Origin of the sequence: Nocardiopsis sp. CC223A, from assembly GCF_030766825.1 — a bacterium.
Classification (GTDB): domain Bacteria; phylum Actinomycetota; class Actinomycetes; order Streptosporangiales; family Streptosporangiaceae; genus Nocardiopsis.
The window spans coordinates 1-20258 of the sequence record NZ_JASFDV010000089.1 but is presented as its reverse complement, the minus strand read 5'-3'; the positions used below and the strand labels follow the sequence as shown (position 1 = coordinate 20258).

General features: G+C 66.6%; 17 protein-coding genes and 1 pseudogene. 2 read left to right on the top strand and 16 right to left on the bottom strand.

Annotated features, from left to right (window positions below):
- Positions 1 to 65: 65 nt before the first annotated feature.
- The 10 genes and pseudogenes from QJS33_RS26305 to QJS33_RS26260 form a co-directional block, all read right to left on the bottom strand.
- Positions 66 to 734: a YdcF family protein gene (locus QJS33_RS26305; protein WP_306370767.1), complete on the bottom strand. Its 669-nt coding sequence runs from the start codon at positions 732 to 734 to the stop codon at positions 66 to 68.
- Positions 680 to 1309 (bottom strand): annotated as a pseudogene (locus tag QJS33_RS26300) (histidine phosphatase family protein). Before QJS33_RS26300 ends, QJS33_RS26305 begins: the two are co-directional and overlap by 55 nt.
- Positions 1302 to 2063 (bottom strand): SDR family NAD(P)-dependent oxidoreductase, encoded by a 762-nt coding sequence (locus QJS33_RS26295; protein WP_306370766.1) that lies wholly within the window; start codon positions 2061 to 2063, stop codon positions 1302 to 1304. Before QJS33_RS26295 ends, QJS33_RS26300 begins: the two are co-directional and overlap by 8 nt.
- The gene (locus QJS33_RS26290; protein WP_306370765.1) at positions 2048 to 3178 is read right to left on the bottom strand and encodes a hypothetical protein; all 1131 of its coding nucleotides are present in this window, start codon (positions 3176 to 3178) and stop codon (positions 2048 to 2050) included. The genes QJS33_RS26295 and QJS33_RS26290 overlap by 16 nt, the downstream gene beginning before the upstream one ends.
- Positions 3175 to 4134: a glycosyltransferase family 9 protein gene (locus QJS33_RS26285; RefSeq protein WP_306370764.1), complete on the bottom strand. Its 960-nt coding sequence runs from the start codon at positions 4132 to 4134 to the stop codon at positions 3175 to 3177. The genes QJS33_RS26290 and QJS33_RS26285 overlap by 4 nt, the downstream gene beginning before the upstream one ends.
- 149 nt (positions 4135 to 4283) lie before the next feature.
- A complete protein-coding gene (locus tag QJS33_RS26280; protein WP_306370763.1) occupies positions 4284 to 4856 on the bottom strand; it encodes a phosphoribosyltransferase in 573 nt (190 codons plus the stop codon).
- Between the two features lie 22 nt (positions 4857 to 4878).
- On the bottom strand, positions 4879 to 6675 hold the full coding sequence (locus QJS33_RS26275) for a DUF4254 domain-containing protein (protein ID WP_306370762.1): 1797 nt from the start codon (positions 6673 to 6675) through the stop codon (positions 4879 to 4881).
- Positions 6676 to 6697: 22 nt separating this feature from the next.
- Positions 6698 to 7339: a hypothetical protein gene (locus QJS33_RS26270; protein WP_306370761.1), complete on the bottom strand. Its 642-nt coding sequence runs from the start codon at positions 7337 to 7339 to the stop codon at positions 6698 to 6700.
- 15 nt (positions 7340 to 7354) lie between these two features.
- Positions 7355 to 7822: an NUDIX domain-containing protein gene (locus tag QJS33_RS26265; protein ID WP_306370760.1), complete on the bottom strand. Its 468-nt coding sequence runs from the start codon at positions 7820 to 7822 to the stop codon at positions 7355 to 7357.
- Complete coding sequence (locus tag QJS33_RS26260; RefSeq protein ID WP_306370759.1) at positions 7819 to 8634, bottom strand: TauD/TfdA family dioxygenase; 816 nt, start codon at positions 8632 to 8634, stop codon at positions 7819 to 7821. The genes QJS33_RS26265 and QJS33_RS26260 overlap by 4 nt, the downstream gene beginning before the upstream one ends.
- Before the next feature lie 161 nt (positions 8635 to 8795).
- Here QJS33_RS26260 and QJS33_RS26255 point away from each other — a divergent pair, with 161 nt between their 5' ends.
- Positions 8796 to 9185: an NUDIX domain-containing protein gene (locus QJS33_RS26255; protein WP_306370758.1), complete on the top strand. Its 390-nt coding sequence runs from the start codon at positions 8796 to 8798 to the stop codon at positions 9183 to 9185.
- Positions 9182 to 10360 carry a helix-turn-helix domain-containing protein gene (locus QJS33_RS26250; protein WP_306370757.1) on the top strand — a complete coding sequence of 393 codons (1179 nt, stop codon included), beginning with the start codon at positions 9182 to 9184 and terminating at the stop codon, positions 10358 to 10360. Before QJS33_RS26255 ends, QJS33_RS26250 begins: the two co-directional genes overlap by 4 nt.
- A gap of 73 nt (positions 10361 to 10433) precedes the next feature.
- Here the strand turns inward: QJS33_RS26250 and QJS33_RS26245 are convergent, their stop codons facing one another.
- The 6 genes from QJS33_RS26245 to QJS33_RS26225 form a co-directional block, all read right to left on the bottom strand.
- A complete protein-coding gene (locus tag QJS33_RS26245; RefSeq protein WP_306370756.1) occupies positions 10434 to 11219 on the bottom strand; it encodes a M48 family metallopeptidase in 786 nt (261 codons plus the stop codon).
- A gap of 5 nt (positions 11220 to 11224) precedes the next feature.
- On the bottom strand, positions 11225 to 14782 hold the full coding sequence (locus QJS33_RS26240) for a type I restriction endonuclease subunit R (protein WP_306370755.1): 3558 nt from the start codon (positions 14780 to 14782) through the stop codon (positions 11225 to 11227).
- A 115-nt stretch (positions 14783 to 14897) separates the two neighbouring features.
- Positions 14898 to 15326: a restriction endonuclease subunit S gene (locus QJS33_RS31460; protein WP_372339718.1), complete on the bottom strand. Its 429-nt coding sequence runs from the start codon at positions 15324 to 15326 to the stop codon at positions 14898 to 14900.
- Positions 15327 to 15507: 181 nt separating this feature from the next.
- Complete coding sequence (locus QJS33_RS26235; RefSeq protein ID WP_306370754.1) at positions 15508 to 18114, bottom strand: class I SAM-dependent DNA methyltransferase; 2607 nt, start codon at positions 18112 to 18114, stop codon at positions 15508 to 15510.
- A gap of 85 nt (positions 18115 to 18199) precedes the next feature.
- Positions 18200 to 18859: an RloB family protein gene (locus tag QJS33_RS26230; protein WP_306370753.1), complete on the bottom strand. Its 660-nt coding sequence runs from the start codon at positions 18857 to 18859 to the stop codon at positions 18200 to 18202.
- Positions 18859 to 20258: ATP/GTP-binding protein (locus QJS33_RS26225; RefSeq protein WP_306370752.1), on the bottom strand; the 1400-nt coding region annotated here is incomplete at its 5' end. The genes QJS33_RS26230 and QJS33_RS26225, both read right to left, overlap by 1 nt.

Sequence of the window (20258 nt, the reverse complement as noted above, 5' to 3'; positions counted from 1 at the left end):
GGGATCACCGATCTCCGGGTCGCCCCCGCTGGCCTTCGCCCTCGGCCCGGCCCGGCCAAGCAAGGTCAGTCCGAGATCAGCCGACTGTCGAACCCCGAGGCGACGAGGGACTCGTAGGCGTTCTGAACCTGGAGGGGAACCTCCTGCTCGATGGCGAAGCCCAGTTCGGGGTACTCCATCACGCGTTGCAGGTCGCCGACCATCATGTCGATGACGAGCCCGGTGTCCCCGATCTCCTGGACGTAGTCGCCCAAGCTCAGCGGCGCGGAGGCGCACACGACCTCGACCTGGGGCCACAGCTTGCGCGCGGTGGCGAAGGCGCGCCGTTCCATGTAGGGCATGCAGACCAAAAGCACCGAGATAGGGGCGCTCCCGTTCTCCGCCAGGACCTTTCGGGAGAAGGCGATGTTCTGGCCGGTGTTCGCCGCCTCCGGCTCCACCAGCACCGCGGCGTCGGGAACGCCGAGTTCAAGCGCCCGCTCGCGGAAGTGCGCCGCCTCCCCGCGCGGGAAGATCTCCGCGGTCGCGGAGCTGTTGGCTCCGGTGAACACCAGGGTGGAAAAGTACCCGGCCTGGTAGAGCTCGGCGGCATAGGAGGCGACACCGATGTCGTTACAGCCCAGGGCGATCGCCGCATCGCACCGCCGCACCTCGTGGTGCATGCGGTGGTACTCCCAGATCAACTCCGCGTACCGCCACTGCTCCTGGGTGATGGCGCGTACGTCATCCGCCATGTAGTCCTCCTCCGTTGACCGGACCAGATCTCCTCGCCTGTGCGAAGTTCCAGGAAACCCCACTCATCCCAGTGGTTCGGATCGAATGCCGAGACCTCGAAATGGTCCAGAGCGCGCAGGAGCATCTTGTGGGAGACGACGAGAACGGAGCCGTATCCGGCGGCAAGGGCGTTGAGACACTCACCGGCTCTCGCGGCCCGCTCAGTCAGCTCGCGTTCTGATTCTCCGTCCCCGTAACGGCTGGTCGGATCAAGGGTGCGTCTCACCCGCCACGCGGCTTAGTCCTCGGGGAAGGCTTTGGGAGGGATGCCCTGAACTGCTGTCGGGCTGCGCCATTCGCGGAGTTCGGGGAGGACGTCCAGCAAGGGTGTTCCGGAATGCTCGGCGAGAAGCTCGGCCGTCTGCAACGCGCGAGGCAGCGGGCTGGTCACGATACCGGCGACCGTGGGCAGCGCCCCGGCCGCGGCGATCGCAGTCCGACGCCCCTCAGGAGACAGTTCGGCGTCGTCGGGTGCGTGGTACCCCGGCTTGTGCCCGGTGTAGTGGGCGTGGCGAATGAAGTGGATGTCAGCCAAGGACCCATCCTCCGTCGACTCGCAGGGTCTGGCCGGTGATGAATCCGGCCTCCTCGCTGGCGAGGAACGCGACGGCGGAGGCGACGTCCTCCGGTCGGCCGCGGCGGCGGACGCACTGCCGGGCCAGTTGCCGCTTCTCCATGGCTTCGGGGTCGGGAACGACCTGCTCTTCGGCGGGCACGCGGATGGACCCCGGAGCCACGCAGTTCACGGTGATCCCGTGCTGACCGTATTCGCGTGCCAGGGCACGGGTGAGCCCTTCGAGTCCGGCCTTGGCCGCGATGTAGTCGGCGAGGTCGTGTCTGCCCGCGGCCGCGAGCACACTGCCGATGCTGATGAGACGGCCGTGCCCCCGGGAGATCATCCCTGGAGCGGCGGCCTGGGTGAGCAGGTGGTGGGCGGTCAGGTTGAGGGCAAGGCACTCAGACCAGCGACCCTGGGTGAGGTCTGCGTGCGGGGTGCGGGGGTAGTCGCCAGCCGCCGTGACGATGACATCCGGCGGCCCGATCCGGTCATGGACGCGCGCGTAGAGCTCCGCCGGCGCGGCGGGCGAGCGCAGGTCCGCGTCGAAGGCTTCGGCTGCTCCCCCGCGGTCGGCGATCTCCTGAGCGAGGTGCTCGGCGCCGTGGGGGTCGTCGAAGTGGGCCAGGGCGACTCGGGCGCCGTTGGCGGCGAGAGCGCGGGCAATGGCCGAGCCGATGCCGCCGGTGGCTCCGGTGACCAGGGCCAGGCGGCCGTTCAAGGAGTAGGGCATGAGGACTCCGCCAGGTCGAAGAAGCGCTGCGGGGAGAAGTCGGGGGCCGTGCACAGGGCGAGTTTGGCCAGCAGGTACAACCGCTGTTCCAGGGTCATGCGGGCGAGGTCGAAGACGCCGATGATGCGCATCGCCAGGTAGGGGCCAAGGGCTTGGGCCAGGGACTCCCCGGGAAAGCACCGGGCCGCGATCGGGTGGACGAGCCGTTCCCAATAGCGGTCCAGAGCGATCCGCCGTGTGGCAGAAAGCCGGTCAGTGAAGCGGATATGGAGTGCGCTTTCACGCAGGCGTGCGCTGATCCATGGTGTGTTCGCGGGAATGCGGTCGAAGGTGGCGGGGTGCCGGGCGAACGCTTCCGCGTTGAGGATGGGGACCAGCCAGCCCCCGAGGACGGCAGTGTGGAAGCTGAAATTAGCGATCTCTCCCGCGATGGCGTTGCGTCCGGCGGTGTCGTAGTCGAGCCAGGCCAGGGGTGCCGCGAGGTTGACGTCGGTCGGGTCCCCCTGGCTGATCGCGCTCCAGACGGGGGCGTCGAACGCGTTGCGCAGCCAGGCGCGTGTTCCCTCCCAGTCGAGCCTGTAGTGGCGTCCATTGACGTACAGGCCCGTCCGGGCCAGGTCGCTCGCCTTCGGCCCGGTCTCGGTGTCGGTCAGCGGCAGATCGCGTCCGGCGTAGTAGCGGTCGAGCCGTCCGCCCGGGGCGGCGCGGTCCCGGTACAGCTTCCCGACGACGGCCTCCGGTGGGGTCAGTTCGGCGGTCTTCGCGAAAACCCCTGCGTAGGTGGCCGTCAGCTCCCCCATGTAGGCCTCCAGGGCGGCGTGGTCTCCGTCGTCGGGGGTGTTGAGCAGGTCGAGGAGGAGCCCGCGGTCAGGGCCGCCGGGCAGCCTGTCGTACACCAGGACCGAGCGTCCCGGGAGCCGGATGTGGTGGTGTAGGGCGGGCACCGGGTACCACTCGCGCAGGAGCCGGTGACCTGTCGCCTCGGCGCGGGCCTCGCCGTGGTCGGGCATGCATTTGGCGATGAGGCTTCGCCTCGGGGTGTCGATCGAGTAGAGCCGGTTTCGGGTGTGCTTCAGCGGCCGTCCGATCCGCGGGAAGAACGCCGGAGTGTTCACGGAGTTCCTCGATTCAGGGCGAGGACGGCGGTTTCCGCCAGGGTGGCCAAAGGTATCGAGGACAGCGGAGACCGTGGTGCGTCCCTTTCGTCCAGGCGGTCGCGCACGGGACACAGGTCCCGGCGGTGCATGCGCTCGGAGAAGGGTGTGGCCAGTGCGTGGTGGCGGCTCAGGCCGGTCCGCCACTTGCTGTGGGAGTGTCTCCCATACAGGCCGACGACCTCGGCCCTGGCCGAGCTGAGCGCGGCCAGGTGGGTGAGGCCGGTGTCGTTGCCCAGGACGACGTCGCACCGGGCGAACAGTGCGGCCAGCTCCTCCAACGGGATGTCCGGTGCCCACTCCACCTCGAAACCATCCGTGGCTTCCAGTGACCGGAGAGCCCTCTCCTCACGTCCGGGAATGAGAAGGAGCCGCACACGGCGCCCGGTCCGCTCACCGATGATCCGAGCGGCGGCGGCGAATCGCTCGGCTCCGTAGTCCTTGCGGTCGGGGCGGCTGGTGGCGATGACGGCGGCGACCGTCAGCCCTCCCCCGGCCGGGGCTCCGCCGTCACGGGACAGGGGCGGCAGGAACGGCGGCTCACCGGGCAGACGGGCACCGACGCCCCGCTCCACCTCCAGGTAGTAGCGGGCGGGGAGGAAGGGGTGGGCGTGTCGGCCGTCGTGGAAACAGCGGGCTCTCTCCGGGCGGCAGATCAGTACGTGGTCTTCTCCGGTGGGCTGTGCCAAGGCCACACCGGGTTCGTCTCCGACGATCAGCCGAACCGAGGAACGCCGTGGAGAGGGAGCCGAGGGTGTCACCGGGTAGAGCCGCCCGTACCGGCCCACCGTGCTGAGGGGAACGGTCTGGCCGTTGAGGGCGAGGGTGTCCGTGACCGCCGCGACCGCACCGAAGGCGAGGAGCGAATCCCCCAGTTTGCCGTCGAAGGCCACCACTACCTGACCGCACTGTTCCACGGCTCGCCGAAGGAGATGGTCAGGGGGCTCGGGCAGCGCCCGGCCGACAGGAAACACTTCGCGGTCGTAGCCGAGGGGTTCGCTGCGCACCTGCCCCGGTGTGTAGACGGCCCCACCCCAGTGGCACCGCACCGGCGGGTTCGTCGGTCTCATCGCTCCTGCCCGATCCGGGTGAGGGAGACCAGGGGGATGCCGAGTTCCTCGATGACAGACCTGGCGCTGTATCGGGTGTCCTCGACCAGGCAGACCGCTGCCAACGGGTGCGTTCCCTGCGCGCGCAGGGCTTGGGCGAGGTTGACCAGGGTGACGCCGGTCGTCACCTCGTCGTCGGCCAGGAGGTAGGCCTGCCCCGGGGTGATGCCGTAGGCGAACACGTTCGGGCGGTTGGCGTGGCCCTCGACGAAGTGGACGGCTCCGGGAAGCGGGACGCGCACTTTCCACGCAAGCTTGTAGGGCAGTCCCGACGCCAGGCTGAGGGTCAGGGCGGGCACGATCCCGCCCGCGTCCAGGCCCAGGACCGCGTCGGCGCGCGCGGCTGCGGGCAGCCTGTGTTGCAGGGACTCCCACAGGGACTGTCCGGCATCGGCGAGGTGGGCGGGCGGTACCGCGGAGCGGGTGCCGTCCAGGGCGTGCAGTACCCGCTCGGGGCGGCTTCCGGGCCCGGCGTCCAGCCGGGGGACGATCTCGGCGTGGAATCCGGTTTCCTCGGTCACGGCTTCCATGTCTTTCCTCTCCTGGTCGCGTTCAGGCGGCGCACTGTCGTCGGTGCCAGGCGAGCAGCCGGTCGGCGGCCGTCTCGATCGCTTCGAGCACCCGGTGCCGGTCCACCCCCTCGCGGTGGGCGGCGATGGCCTCGTCCACAGGCGGCAGACCGAGGGATCCGAGGTCGGGCAGCAGCCTCTGCGCTTCGGTGACGGCGTCGTCGCCGTTCACCCAGACCGCCTGTTCTCTGAGCAGGAGTCGGCAGATCAGGGCCACGTGCTTGTACAGGGGACGGATCCGTCCCCGGCCGGGGTCGTGGCGCAGGCGTCGGGTGGTGGCGACCACGTCGGCCAGGGCGGCAGGGGTCGCTCGCTCCACTTCTGCCCGTGAGATCACCGGGAGCCTCAGGCCAGGCCCGGCAAGGAGGGCAGGGGCGCCCTCTTGGAGCATGACCAGCGCCGCGAGCACCCGATTGGGGAGACGGCGGGCCTGTGCTTCGGCGATGGGCAGGAGCGTCGCCCCCAGGTGAATGCCACCCTGGGCCATGAGGGCGGCCCGGTAGGCCTCGACCGCCCGCTTCACCTCTCCGCTGTGTCCTTCCTCGGAGAACACGAGCAGGTCGATGTCGGACCACCCCTGCCTCCAGGCGCCGTGGGCCGCGCTGCCGGTCAACGCGGCCAGGCAGCGGTCGTCGGGAAGTGCCGACAGCGCATCGGTGAGCCGCGATGTCGCCTCCCGAACCGCCGGGGGCAGGGCCAGCTCCTGGGGAGGAAGGAGCTTGAACCGAGCGCCGACCGCAGGCGCGGCCAGGTGGCGCAACCTGCTGTGCAGCCGGATCACGCTGCCGGAGTTGTCCAGGACCGCATCGGCCGGAATCCGGTCCGCGCCTCGTCCGGTCTTGACCCGGTCCTTCTCCTCCAGCGCCCGCTCGTCCCCTCCCGACCGTGCCAGCCTCAGCGGACGGGAAGCGTCGATGTAGACCATGTGGAGGAGTTCGCCCATCATCTCCTTGAGAGCCGTGATCGACTCGGCCCTGTGCACGGATTCGATGGTGATCAGGCGGATGTCCCGGTGGGCGTCCGCGAACCGGTTCAGTTCCTCCAGGAGGAGTTCGGCCTGCCGTCGCGGTGAGAGGACGTAGGGGTCGGCCAGGCCCTGGCGGGTGGCGGCCTGGGTGAGGAGGTAGCCGATCTTGAACCGTGCGGCGCCCTCGTCCCGGTTCAGGAAGACCCCGGAGGTGGTCTTGCCGCACTCGCTCAGGCCGCCCAGTGCGATGACCCGTGGCAGGTGGGGGCTCGGCACCGGACGTGTCCGGGTGCGCACGGTGGTGCCATAAAGCTTGAACCGCGCCCCGTTAGGAAGCCGCCGTCGACCGGCCGCGACGTCCTCGGCAAGGAGTCGGAGCGCTTCGCCCACCTCTTGGAGCTGTGTTTCCACCCCGACCAGACGTGATCGGACGCCGGGGTCACCGTCCGCCGCCAGCCGGGTGTGGTGCAGTCGAAGCACCGACACCGACAACCGGTCGACCACGGAGCCGATGGATTCGGTGTGCAGGGGCGCGGTCGCGTCGCAGGGCGGGCAGGCCGCGCCGATCAGTTCGTCCAGGCGCTCGGTGTGGCGGACGCGGTCCATGTTGAGCCGGTCGATGGTGCGTTTGCCGTCGGCGACCTGCGGCGCGGTGAGTGTGCTGCCCCGGACCGTGTCTTCGGCCGTCCACAACAGGTGGTTCGTGTGGTGCAGTCGGGCCGCCACCTCCCGGAGGTGTTCGCGTTCCTTGGGAGGGAGCCGGATGATCAGGGGTTCGAGGGGTTCGTCGAGAAAGAGGTCGGGAGGGGTCACGGGGGTGGTCCGTCCTTCACGGTCAGCGGTTCGCGGGGGCGCCGATCCCTCGGGCGAGGAGGGCTCGGCGGATGCGCACGTTTGTCTCGTCGGCATCGAGGAGGTCGTCGGACACGACTTCGGCGAACACGTCCTGGTGCGCCATGCGCAGGAGCACGTGGTGCAGGTGCCTCTGGTAGCCGAGGTAGGTTCCGTTCCACGGGCTGTGGTCGCGGTGGCGGGCGATGGCGATGCTGCGTTCGGTGTCGGCTGAGGGCAGGAGCAGAACCGAAACCTCGCGCGGTTCGGGCTCCTCGGTACCGACGAGAGCCCTGACACGGTGCCAGGCACCCTCGACCGATACTGACTCCTTGACGGCGCAGGTGGCGATCGCCGTGGCGAGCAGCATGTACCAGCCGCGGTCGAGCAGCCCGGTCCTTCCCGGAGGCAGTGCCCGTGCCCGCTTGGCGTGGCCGGCGAACAGCATGGCGGTCAGTTCCTCCGTCGTGGAGGTGGTGAACCACCAGGTGGCGTAGTCCTGTCCCGACACCCGGGCCCACGGAACCGGGTCGTGCCGGTGGACGGGGCCCAGGTCGCAGAACCCCTCCCAACTGTCGGCGAGCATGCGCACCTGCGTCGACTTGCCGCTGTTGTCGGGGCCGTTGAGGCTGACGAATCCGGCCATCAAGTCCCGTCCCGGTCAGGTTTCGTCGCCCTGGTTCACCAGGGCGAGGAGGCCGTGGAGGTTCGCCTGGAGGAAGTCGGCGAGCCGGGGCGGCAGGAGGCGGATGTCCGCGAGAGCGTCATGGGTGGCGGGAACGGCGACCACCTCGTAGGTGCCGCGGCCGGGCTCGGTGAACTCGGCCCCTGTGCGCTGCCCCGGGTCAGCGGAGAGCAGCCGGGCGACGAAGACGTGCTGGAGACCCACGCCCTCAGGGAGGTCGTCGGTGATGAGCAGGACCTGGCGAACCCGGTCGATCTTCCCGCCCAGCTCCTCGAACACCTCGCGGTGCAGCGCGGCTTCGGCGTCGGCGTCCTCCGGCTCCAGCCCACCGCCCACGGACACCCAGTAAGGCTCCTGCCCGGGTTTGGTGCGCTTGATGAGCACCAGCCGTCGGTGCTCGTCGAACAGGAGGGCACGAGCGCCCTGCTTGACGATCTTCGTCATGTGCACCCTTTTCCAGTCGTGCGTTCGAGGTCGGTAAGAAGTACGGGGAAGCCGCGTTCCGGGGAAAGACCTTCACGCAGTTCTCCCAGGGCCCGCAGCATCGTGCGCGGCCCTTGGAAGGAGCGGCGGCCGTGGAGCCAGCGGGTGTTGTCGAGGATGAATCCCTGTCCCGGCTCTAAAAGCAGAGTCTTCGTGTGCCTGCCTATGACCTTCCGCAGAATCGCCACATGGGGCAGGGCCTGGGGTGCGAAGCGGACGAGTTCGTCCAGGCGCAGACGGATCATCCACCTTCCGGAACTGAGATGTTCGAAGATCGATCCGGCATGGCCGGCCGCTCCCCCGAAATAGGCGGTACGCGGACCCGACAGCACACGCCATGACTCCGGTTCGGTCCGAGCGAGGTCCTCGGCCACGGAGCGACCGTCGATGAGAAGGGTCTCTCCGCCGTGGAGTCCAGGCGTCAGGCACATGAGCATGAGCAGGTGCGGAGGAACCATCGTGCACGACCGCTCCGTGTGCGGAAGAAGCTCCGCGTCGCTGAACCCGCGCTTTCCGAGCGTCTCCCCACTCTCTCGGGCATGCAGCAGGGTAAGCCCGTCAGGGTCCGCGTCGGGGTGGGGGTAAAGGGCCGCCAGACCTCGGGCCAGACGCGCGAACGCGCCTCGGTCAAGGATTCCCGTGAAGGTAGCCAGGCCGTCTCCGGAGAGGGCGGACAACAGGCGCCGTTGGAAGTCGGAGCCGTGCAGGTCGACAAGGTACCGGATGAGGAGGGAGCCGTCGTCGATGGCCGGAGGGAGTGTCGTCTCGTCCACACCGCTCAGCTTCACGGACCGGCTTCGGGAAGGTCCAGTGACAATCCGTCAAGGCGGTGTCCACCGAAAACCGGGCGGCCCGATGCTAGTTTCGCTAGCGTCGAGCCCGTACACCTTCGAAAGCGAGCCCTCCCGTGTCCGACACCCCCTACGTTCCGCGTATGTTCCCCGTCTCCGTCAAGGGGGTGGTGATCCGTGACGACCGGGTACTGCTGCTGCGCAACGAGCGCGATGAGTGGGAACTGCCCGGCGGCAAGATCGAGATCGGAGAGACCCCCGAGGAGTGCCTGGCCCGGGAGATCGAGGAGGAGACGGGCTGGCCGGTCGAGGTGGCCGCCGTCCTCGACTCGTGGATCTATCACATCACCCAGGTCGACCGGCACGTCTTCATCGTCACCTACGGGTGCCGCGTGAACTCCCGGGCGCCGGTCGTGGTCTCCAGCGAGCACAAGGAGGCGGGCCTGTTCACCGAGGCCGAGGTCCCCGGCCTGCCGATGCCAGAGGGTTACAAGCGCTCGGTGCTGGACTGGTTCTCCCGATCGCGCGCATGAGCGCCAGGCCGACGGCGCGCTGGCTCTGGTTGCTGCCCGAAGCACGCCAGGCCCTGGAAAGCCGTGAACTCGCGGTGATCCTTCGCTGCTACCGCAGGTTGACAGGACTGTCCCAGGCTGCGATGGGTGAGCTGTTGGGCTACGACCCCTCCTATGTCTCCCTTCTGGAGCGTCGCCAGCGCATCATCGGCGACCGTCAGGGCTTGGCGCACATCAGTCGGGTTCTGTCGATCCCTCCCCACGCCTTGGGGATCAGCACCGAGGAAGACGCGGACTTCCTTGCGGCCCTACAGTTCGGGGAGTCGACCGTACGGCTCGCGGAGATAGCCCGGCAGGCCGGACGCGCAGCCGAAGCAGTCGAGGAGCTGTGGCCCCTGGTGGCACGGTTGGAGGCTCGGCTCAAGGAAGGGCTTGTCGACCATGGGACCGCATCCCTGCTGGCGCGGGCACGCGCGACGCTGGGAACGTCGCTGGGTCACGTCCTGGCGGAGGAAAGGCTGTACTTGGCCGCCTACTGGACAGGGCAGGCCATGCGCTTGGCCCGGCACCTGGACGACAGCTCCTTCCTCGGCCACACCCTACGCATGCACGGCAATGAGCTGAGAAAGGCAGGTCGCCACGGTGCCGCCATCGCGCGACTGACCGAGGCCGCCGAACTCTCCCATGAGACGCAGGAACGCGGACAGACCCTGATCCTGCTCGCCCGCGCGGCAGGCGAACAGGGAAACACGGAACTGCATGATGGCTCCGTGGCCGCTTCCGATCGGTTGATGGATGAAGCAGGGCCGAGCGGAATCCTCTTCACCTCCTTCTCCCTGCGCGAGGTGCGCATGAGGGGGCTGCTGGAAACCGGGCGCGCCACTGCTGCGGCGAAGCTGGCTCAGTCACGCCCGGGACCAGGGGAGGCTCCGGCTCCTCAGTGGGCGGTCATCGAGACGGTCACCTCGGCCAACGTACTGTCAGCAGCGGGAGATCTCACCAGCGCACACGCCCTGTACGGCGAAGCGTTATGCCTCGCGGTCCGACACGGACTGCCGCACCAGATTCAGCGCATCGTAAGAAGCGCCCAAGCGCAAGGGCTCGAAAAGCTCCATGCCCATGCCCAGGCAGAACTCGAGAACCTCCGCCGACACGGAGCACTTGCCGGTTCTCTCACCGACGTCTCTGAGCGTTGAGCCCAAGCCCTGGTACACACTGAGGCCTCCATCACCTTCAGCATGAGGCGCTGTGGTGCCTTCCGTCGCGGCATCAGGAATCGAGCCCTCCCATCCACAGACGGCGCCCCAACTCGTCGAGTTCATCACGACGGTCCGCCCACTCGGGCAGCGCATGCCCGAGGAGTCTCCAGAAGCCCACGCCATGGCCGGAGACACGGATATGGGCCAACTCGTGGGCGATGACATAGTCCACCAGGGACATGGGCAACTGGAATAGCGGCCACCCCAAGCTCATTCGTCCCGGGCCTCGCCCTTCACCATCCGGGTGGTAAGCCCCCCAGCGCCCCCCGAGGTCGCGTACGTTCAGGTCCGGTTCGGCAACTCCCATACGGGCCGCCCATGGTTGAAGCCGTCCAGAGGCCCAATCCCGTCCGACTCTGCAATACCAGTCGACCAGAGCCGCTCTGCCTCGGACCGGGTTCCCGGACAGATCCGCCCCCATGACCAAGCGCCCGGCAACGAGCCGTACAGGTGTGTCCGCCGACAGGGTGGGATCCATCGCGAGTCGGTACGTCCTCCCCAGGTAGCGGAAGACCTCACCTTCGACCAAACGCTTGGCCGGGTTCAACGCTCGGGTTCTCTCCCGCAGCGCGATCTTGGTCTCCACCCACGATCGATGCTCCTGGACGAAATCCCTTGCCTCGGCCTCCGACCGTCCCTCAGGCACATGCAGGGTCACGGAGGCATCCGTCTCCACGGTCAGCGCGAAGCGTTTACGACGAGGGTTAACGCTGACGCGCAGGTCCCAGCCACCGGTGACGAGCTTGTCACCATCGGAGAGAGTCCCGCGAGTGGGATCAGCGGTCGAGGGGTTCACCCGGCCTATTGTCTCCGACCGTTGACCAAAAACGCCGCACGGTTCTGTTCGGCGTGCGCGGCGAGTCGTTCGGCGACACCGTCCACAAGCTCCCATTCGGATGTGTCGGGCCGCACTCCGTGTTCGACGAGCACCTCTTGGATGCCCTCCGCCAGGTTTTTCACGTCTTGGTGCTGCCCCTGGTACGACACCTTGCCCATGATCCCGGCCGCGGTGACGAGCACGTCGGCGACCACGGTCCTCATGGCCTCCTCACCGGGCCTGCGCAAGCCCGGGTTCTCATCCAGCAACGTGTCGAGCAGTCGGTACAGCCGCTGTTCCAGAGGGCTGAGCCCGGACAGCCTCGGGTCGTCCTCGTCCTCCTGTCTGACCTGGTCCAAGAGCGCTCCGTACTCCTCGATCTGCTCCTCGAAGCGGTCGGGCGCTTCACGCAGGATCTCTTCCAGCCGCTGCGAAAGCCTGGCGTACTTCTCAGGATCCTCACGCTTGACCCGCTCCTCCAAGTGGAAACGCAGCGCATGCCGCATCTCGGCCGCAGCCTCTCTCGGTGGCATGGCCTCAACCCGCTCGTCGAAGAGCGACGAGGTCAGCGATACCGGTGCAATGACCTCGTCGATCTGCGGCCCTTCCAGATGGTCGGCGATCATCGCCCGAACCTTGCGGCCGTACAGACGCATCGTGAACGTACCCCCGGGCCCGTCACGGTGCAGAGTGCGAATGCGCTTCTGCAACATCGTCCAGCGCCGGGCCTCGGCCGCGTATCGGAGGCCTTCCTCGTGCGGCAGGACCCGTTCCAGAACACCGAGGAACAGGTGCAGTACCTCGTCGAAGCCCAGACGCACCGACTCGTCCTCGAACTCCAGCGCGGCGGCGCGGACCTCCGCTGCGTCGGTGAGGCGGCTCTCGTCCACATTGAGTCCGGTGAGATAACCGCGTACGGCCTCGGCGGCAGGTCCGAGCGCTCCGATCTCCTCGGACATGCTGCGCATGGTGTCCTCAACATCGTCGCGCCGGTATTCGGCCAGCGCTTCCGTCAGGTGCTCGAAAACACCGTAGTAGTCCACGACGTACCCGATGTCCTTGCCCGGCATGGGGCGGTTGACGCGCGCGACGGCCTGGAGGAGTTCTGCGCCGCGGATAGGTCGGTCCAGGTACAGGACCTGCTCACGCGGCGCGTCGAAGCCGGTCAGGAGCATGGACTTGACGATGAGGAAGGCGATCGGGCTGTCAGGATGGACGGTATCGGGACCGATGGCGCTTCTTTCCGGTCGCTCCACGCCCTCCTGTGACCAGGGGTTGTCGCCAGAGAGGCCGCCGCCCCCCTGCGTCTCATGGTCAGGAGCGGAGAACGGCATGGCAGCCGTCCAGTCATGGTCCGGCGGCAGTGTGGGGAAGGGTTGATGGAAACGGTCGATATAGGCCGCCTGACGTTTCGGATCGGTCCAGTTCAACCAGTCACCATGCTTGCGCTCCGCGCCTTGGGAGATAACCGGCACGAAGTCGATTCGACTCAGCAACGCCCTGTACTGGTAGGCGACGAACAGGTACCGCGTCCGACGTGACAGGTCCTCCAACGGAATCCCCGTCACTGACTCCGGCTGAAACCCGGCGAGGTCCTCCATCAAGGCGTCCCTGGCCGCTCTGAGCGCGTGGTGGTAATCGACGGCGGCTCTCCGGCTGACCGCCGCGACCTGGGCTTTGAACCCGCCACCGGGCAGGGCAGTGGTCACCCAGTGTTCCAGCATGTCCTTGGCCTTGGCGGCGATCATCGGCCGGGACTCGGCAACGTCCCGTTCGGTGGGCCAGCGCTCCAGCAGCCGACGTCGTTCCTCCTCGGTCCGGTCGGCGACCAGATCATCGAAGGAGCGGTCCAGGCCTTCGGCGTCGGATACACCGCCCTCGCCGGTGCGGCCCTCGTAGCGGATCCGCACGACCACGCCGTCGTGCTCGGCCTCCGGCATCCGGTAGGTGTCGAGGAAAGCCCCGTCGGGGCCGCCGCTGAAGATCCGGCGGGTGTCATCGGCCCGCTCCGTCATGATCGGCGTTCCGGTGAAGCCGATCTTGGCCGCATTGGGGATCGCCTTGCGCAGAGCCGCGTGCAGAAGACTGGTGTGCGAGCGATGCGCCTCGTCCACGAGGACGAGGATGTCGGACGAGGTGTTGCACACGGGCAGGTTGGGCGCCGACTGCACGGAACGGGCCTGCTGTCCACGCCGAGCCTTCGCGGCGTCCTCGTACTCTCGCACCAGGTTCCGGTCGTCACCGTCCTCCCCGCCTTCGGCGGAGAAGGAGAACCCGGATGACCCGTACTTCTGGATCATCGCGCAGACGACCCGCCTGCCTCCGTCGCGCAGCAGGCCCTCCATCTGGGTCGCTGTTTCCGCGGTCTCGACTTCGGACTCGCTGTGTTTGAGCGTGCGTGAGAGCTGGGCCTGTAGCTGCCTTCGGTCGGTGACGACGACCACCGTGAACTCACTGAGCCGATGGTGCAGGTGTATCCGGCGCACCAGGAACGTCATGGTGAGGCTCTTGCCGGAACCCTGGGTGTGCCAGATGATCCCGCCGCGCTCGTCCTCTTGGTCGGGCTCGCTCCGTGTACGGCCCGTGAGCAGTTTGCGCACCGCCTTCTCGGCGGCGCGGTACTGCTGGTGCCGGGCAACGATTTTGACCGTTCGGGTCCCGCCGGTCTCAGTGTCCACCGGCAGCGGAATGATGTAGTGCCGAACGAGGTTGAGCAGGTTCTTGGGGCGCAGGGCGACACCGACGAGCTTGTGCCGCTCATTGAGCGGTCCGACACCTGGTGGAAGTTCGGCCCGGAGAGTCGCTTCGTCCTCAGGCTCGACGCTGCGCCATGGGTGATAGTGCTCGGGCCCGGAGGTGACCGTCCCGACGTAGGCGGTCTCCGCGGTGACGGCCACCATCAACTGCACGGTACGGAACAGTTCGGGCACTCCCGCGGGCAGCTCCGAACCGGTGTCCTCACGGGTGTCGTCATCGAGCGGGTCGCCGGCGTAGTGGCGCAGGTCCAGTACGGCGCTGTGGAGAGGGTCGGCCAGGTCGGGACGCTTGCACTCGATCACGACGAGCGGGATGCCGTTCACGAAGAGGACGAGGTCGAGAATCGAGACGTCGCCGGAACGATTCTCGATGCGGAGTTGGTCGACGACGGTGAAGTCGTTGTCCTCCCACCGTTCCTCATGCCATTCGACAAACTGCACGGTCGCCGAGCCCGCACCGTGCGCGGCAGATGGACCCGAGAGGTGGACTCCGCTGAGGACGAGGTCGGTGGCGACAAGGTTGGCTTTGCCAATGCCCTCACCAAGGGGGACGGATGTAAGCGCGGCCAAGGAACGGCTGACGTCTACTTCGACCATCCACGGTTCATCGTCCACCGCACGGCGATTGATGCGACGCAGGGCCTTACCTGCGGTTTCAGTGAGCAGTGGCCAGACAGAACTGAGAGTACCGACCTGTTTTCCAGGAATGTGGTCCCAACCCATCGCCGTGAGCTGAGCGATGATGGGAAGTTCGACCTCGTCCCGCTCGACCTGTGCCCGCTTCATACCGTGCGCCCCTTCGTCCACTGCGAACAGCGTACCGGCCCCAGACGGCCTGCTTTACGCAGCGCTGCGAAACCATACAGATGGACCCGGATCACCGATCACAGAAGAAGAGAGTTCATACCCTACCCCGGAGCAGATCGTTCACGACCCCTTGCTTCAAGGTTCGCAGTTTATCCAGCTCCATCTCGATAGCACGCTCCTGTGAGCCGATGGCATCAATCACTTCAACAATCCGCCTCTGTTCTTTAATTGACGGAACAGGTATAGGCATTCGCCCCAGATCAGCACGAGACAACTCAACTTGACTCGTTGACCCCGTGAAGCAGCGTGATTCAAGATAATTCTGACCCCAACGTGACATGAGAATCAAGTTCAACCACCTTGGATCCAACAAATCCTTTTTAACTCGCACAAGCGTGACATGCGAATCAACCAGGAAAACCCCCTCTTCTTCGAACAGGCAGCACCTCCCGATGGTCCCTGTACCCGTCGAGTTCAACAGAACATCCCCAGGTTCAGCCCGAAGAGACCGCCTCAAGAGCATGGGGTCGTGCGCTCGTGCAGCCTCTGTCCGGAAGCCGCGCCATTGGATGCACCGCTGACCAATAACGCGCACGGGACTGGTCTCCACGTACACAGGCGAAGTGCCTCGTCTCAAGAGACCAGTTGCGTCACCAAGCATGCGTGTAGGCCACTGTGCATTAAACGGCGTTACCGTAGCTGCTTTAGTCGACATAACCGAATTCCTCCAAGAAGCCATCCAGGAACGCCCCCACGTCCGCGCGCTGCGCGCGGATGTCCCGCAGCGAGACCGCGTACTTGTCCGTCCACACCTGGTAGGCGTCGATCAACTCTCCGCGCCGGCGTACCATGTGTCCCTCCAGTTTCGACGCCAGATCGTTCCGCAAGAGCTCCAGCACCACCCGCCGAAGCTCATCGACATCCTCCACCACCTTGTCCCAGGCCTTGAACAGTCTCGGCTTCTCGTCGTCCAAGGTAGGCGGATCGCTCGGCCACGGGAACCAGAAGTCAGCTTCGAGGCGCTTGATCGCCGCCCCGGCCTTCGCCCGTTCCTTCTTCACCTTGTCCAGCTCGGCTTTCTGTTCCGCACTCAGATGGACATCACTGTTGGCGGGTTCGCTGGAATCGCCGTCCTGCGTCCCGTCCTCTGTCTCGCCGTCCCCGAACAGCTCGGCGTTGAGCTCCTTCCAGCGCGCGTCCAACTCCGCCTTGCGAGCGTCCGCCGCCGCCAGTTCCTCCAGGAAATCCGGAGCGATCGCGGCGACCACCTTGTGGTCGTAGGCCTGGCGTCGCTCGGCCGCCGACCGTTTCCTCAGCTTGCGGGTCCTGGGATCCTGTTCCGGGGCGAGCATCGTCTCCACGTTCTCAACCCAACCCTCCAATACCCCTTTGAACCCGTTCTCCGACAACGCGAGCAGGTCGTACTTGGCCTCGTGCCACCACCCGGCGACGGCTCCGGCCAGGGCATAGCGGTCGAGCAGTCCAATCCCGCCCAGCCGCTCGACGAACGACTCCATCAAGGACCCGCGCACCGCCATCAGCGCGGCCTTACGCTCTCCCGGTTCAAGGTTGGCCAAGCGCTCCGGCGTCCCCGCCACCGACTCCAGGTGTCTGGCCTCCTCCTCCCACCACTTGGTGAACGCCACGCGCAGCGCTTCCTCCCGAGGACGTGCCAACTCGGCCAACCGGGCCGCGTCCGGTCGTCGCCCTTCCGGAAGGAAGTCCACATACTCGGGATCCACCGGGTCACGTTCGGCGAACAGGTCGGTGCCCTGAACCCCGTAGGCGTCGAGTAGCGCCCGCTTCTCCTCGATCTCCACGCGAGGCATCCCGCCCACCAAGTGCGCGCGGACATCCTGCGGCTCCGGAGGCGGCGTGTTGTCCACATAGCGGCGGATGTTGAGGTTGTCGTCGTTGTCACGCAGTTCCTCACGCGTCACGACCCGCGAGAAACCGGGCACCTCCGCGTACTCGCGGAAGGTGGCGACGATCTTCTCCGAATGCTCGGGCAACAGCACGTTCTGGGCCCGCTCCGCGTGGTACTCGCGGTCGGCGTTGATGAACAGGACCTTTCCGGCGCGCGCTGCGTCCTTCTTGCCTGGTGGGCGCAGGATCAGGACACACGCCGGGATACCGGTGCCGTAGAAGAGGTTGGGTGCCAGCCCGATCACGGCCTCCACAGCGTCCTCGTCCAAGAGCGCCGTACGGATCTCCTTCTCACCACCGCCGCGGAACAGCACCCCGTGCGGCATGACCGTGACGACCATGCCCCCGCGTCCCCGCCGTTTGGTCACCCAGAGCATGTGCTGAAGGAACATCAGGTCGGCCTTGCCACGCTCGCTCGTCACGCCGTACTTCGCGCGCTCGTCGGCATGAGAGAACTCGTCGAGCCCGTAGTCCATGGAGAACGGCGGATTGCTCAGGACCCCGTCATAGCGGTCCCCATCCGATTTCGGCACGTGCATGGGAGAGGAGAGTGTGTCCCCTGTCTTCAGATCGAAGCGGGACACCCCGTGCAGCACCATGTTCATCGTCGACATGATCCATGAACCGCTGTTGGCGTCCTGTCCGGCGAAGAACATATCGGAGGAGTCGCCTCCGTGCTCCTCCACGTACTCCTTGGCGTGGATGAGCATACCGCCCGATCCGACGCAGGGGTCGTAGATCCGCATGCCCTGCTGAGGGTTCAGCAGTTCCACCATCATGCGTACAACGGCACGCGGGGTGTAGAACTCTCCACCCTTGCGCCCCGCCGAGTCGGCGAACTCCTTGATCAGGTACTCGTAGGCGGCACCGATCAGATCCGGGAACTCGAAGTCGTCAGTGCGCAACCGCACCCGACCGAAGTGCGCGATCAGCAATTTGAGCCGTTGGTCGGCCAACCTGGCGGCGGCTGCCGATCCAGACCCCCCGATACGGTTGAAGTCCAGTTGGTCAAAGAGCCCCTTAAGCTCCTCATTTTGGACTTCCAGGGCCTGAAGGGCAGGTCGCAGGTAATTCTCGTTGATGTTGTGGGTGCCGGAGGAGATCAGCCTCCATCGCGCCCTCTTGGGAACATAAAGCACACCACGCGTCGAGTAGGGTGCAGGGCGTTCCAGGTACTTGTCCAGATCATCCCCGGACATGTCCAACCGGTGTTCCGCGTGGTGCCGGATCCGCTCGCGGGCCGCCTCGAACTCGTCGTTGGCCCGCTTCAGGAAGAGCAGGCCGAAGATGTAGTCCTTGTACTCGGCCGCGTCCATCGTCCCGCGAAGGATGTCCGCAGCGGCGAACAGATGGCGCTCCAACTGCGCGAGCGTGAGCTTGGCCACGAAGCCCTCTTCCCTACATCCGACCGGGTATGACGGGGAAACCCTATGCCGAGCGCACCCTGAGGTGATAACCGGACGTGGGGGCTCAGTAGGAGGTGATGCCCATGCCCTGCTCCACGAACTCGTGGACGTCGGTGTACGGGTCGCGCAGCAGCTTGGACACGTGCGGGCCGTAGGCCTGGTTGATCTGCTCGGCCCGCTGCTTCGCCTTGGCGAAACTACCCGGGGGTATCTGATCCGGCAGGACGGACTTGAGGTCATCCACCGAACCGGCGAACGGGAGCTTCTGCGCCACCGCGCCACAGGCGCCGTTGAAGGAGTTGGTCACCGCCTTGTGGTGAAGGAGCCGCCACAGCTCGAAGCAGGGGTGAGAGAACGCCACCCTCACGCCCCCTTCCTTGGCCTGCTTCAGTGCCGCCTCGATGTGCTCGTGCTCATCGCGGTCGAACAGGCACCACACACTGGGCCAGTACTGCTTCGGGCGGCCATCGCGTTTGGCTTCCCGTGTCTTCTCCCAGTTGAGCTGTACCGCTGCCTCGACCAGCTTGATGGGCTTGCGCTGGGATCCGGGAACGGACGCGTTGGCAATGTGGATCTCCACATCGGGCGCTCCCGCTCTGTCCCGAATGACCCTGATGTACTCGGGCTCAGTGACCTTGCCCTCGGTGAAGACCCACACGTCCCTTCGGCGCTTCTGCCCCTTCTTCACGGGCTTGAGGGAATCCTTGCCCCGGGTGCGTGCCATCAGCCCTGCTTCACCTCGTCCTCGCGCCGTGCCCTGTCAGTGAGCAGGGTCCGGTAGACAGCCCCTTCGAGAACTCTGGGAACGGCACCGAACACCCCTGCCAGATAAGAGGTGGTGAGGTCTTCGTGTTCTCCGGGCTCGGCCGCTGTCAGCGGATAAAGATCGCTCGCACCTTCCTCGTCCTTCTCCGTCAGCCAGACCTGAGCAGGCGCCAAGAGGCGGCCGCCGCTCGGCGTGCTGAGCACGGTGGCGTCATGGGAGGTGAAGATGAGCTGCGCCGATTTGGGGTTGGCCTCTTTGTCATGGAAGAGCCGGATGATCTCGGCGGCGAAACGCGGATGGAGGCTCGCGTCCAGTTCGTCGACCAGCAGAACCGCGCCCTCGTCCAGAGCCAGGAGGAGGGGACCGAGGAGCGCGAACCAGGACCGGGTACCGAACGACTCCTGGCGCCAGTCCAGCGAGACGGGCCTGCTGGAGGCAGTGTGCTGGAGCCGCACCGTCATCCGCTTCCGCTCGTCCGGTACGAGGTCGGCCCCGGTGATGCCCAGGTCAGCGACCCTCAGGAGTTCGAGGATGCGCGATGCACGCGGGCCTGTGAGCTCCTTGGCGCTGAAGGCTTCGCGCTGGGTGCGTTCGTCCTCCGGGTTGATCAGCCACAGGTTGCGTCGGAACCAGTGAAACAGCGGCGAGAGTTGGGGGTGGTTGTCCGTGCCGGCTGTGGACAGCAGGAGCGCATTCGGACGGGTACGACGCTCCAGGTGAGCTCGGTCCTTCACACGGCTGCCGGGCCAGTCGTACTGCTTCGGCCGGGATGCGTCCCGGTCGAGCCACACTTGGCGGTGCCCGCGCGGATAGCTGTGGACCCACTCCGACTCGATACGTTCCGTACCGAGTTCGAAGCCGTAGGTCCAGCGGACTCCGTCCAGGACGACGTCCACTTCGTAGAAGCTCGGCTCGTCGGCTGACTTGTCATCCAAGGCGAAGGGGACGCGTTCTGTCCCGGAGAAGGACGCCCACTGCGCGTAGGAGTTCAGGACCGCCTTGCGCATGTCGGTCAGCGCGGCCAGGACGTTCGACTTACCCGAGGCATTGGCCCCGAAGATCCCTACGAGGGGGAGCACATCCATGGAGCGTTTTCCACCGAGTTCCAGTCGGCGCGCGACCACAAGCGGCGGGTCGTCGTCCGCGACGAACGAGAGCTCGTGCTCGTCACGGAAGGACCGCACGTTCGCAAGGCGGAATCGAAGCAGCACTTGGCCCCCTTTCTTCTCGAACGCCACCCTAACCGGCCTGTCCGCGCTCCTTGCCGGGGCCATGTCGATAGACGCGTGTTCCGTTACACGGTTGATCAGTACCCTCATCCCCAGACAGACCGCCACTACTCGCGCGGAAACCTCTA

Excerpts from the sequence above, each read along its gene's own strand:
- QJS33_RS26305 (WP_306370767.1), bottom strand. The coding sequence starts at position 734 with ATGGCGGATGACGTACGCGCCATCACCCAGGAGCAGTGGCGGTACGCG.
- QJS33_RS26295 (WP_306370766.1), bottom strand. The coding sequence starts at position 2,063 with ATGCCCTACTCCTTGAACGGCCGCCTGGCCCTGGTCACCGGAGCCACC.
- QJS33_RS26280 (WP_306370763.1), bottom strand. The coding sequence starts at position 4,856 with ATGGAAGCCGTGACCGAGGAAACCGGATTCCACGCCGAGATCGTCCCC.
- QJS33_RS26270 (WP_306370761.1), bottom strand. The coding sequence starts at position 7,339 with ATGGCCGGATTCGTCAGCCTCAACGGCCCCGACAACAGCGGCAAGTCG.
- QJS33_RS26265 (WP_306370760.1), bottom strand. The coding sequence starts at position 7,822 with ATGACGAAGATCGTCAAGCAGGGCGCTCGTGCCCTCCTGTTCGACGAG.
- QJS33_RS26255 (WP_306370758.1), top strand. The coding sequence starts at position 8,796 with ATGTTCCCCGTCTCCGTCAAGGGGGTGGTGATCCGTGACGACCGGGTA.
- QJS33_RS26250 (WP_306370757.1), top strand. The coding sequence starts at position 9,182 with ATGAGCGCCAGGCCGACGGCGCGCTGGCTCTGGTTGCTGCCCGAAGCA.
- QJS33_RS26240 (WP_306370755.1), bottom strand. The coding sequence starts at position 14,782 with ATGAAGCGGGCACAGGTCGAGCGGGACGAGGTCGAACTTCCCATCATC.
- QJS33_RS31460 (WP_372339718.1), bottom strand. The coding sequence starts at position 15,326 with ATGCTCTTGAGGCGGTCTCTTCGGGCTGAACCTGGGGATGTTCTGTTG.
- QJS33_RS26230 (WP_306370753.1), bottom strand. The coding sequence starts at position 18,859 with ATGGCACGCACCCGGGGCAAGGATTCCCTCAAGCCCGTGAAGAAGGGG.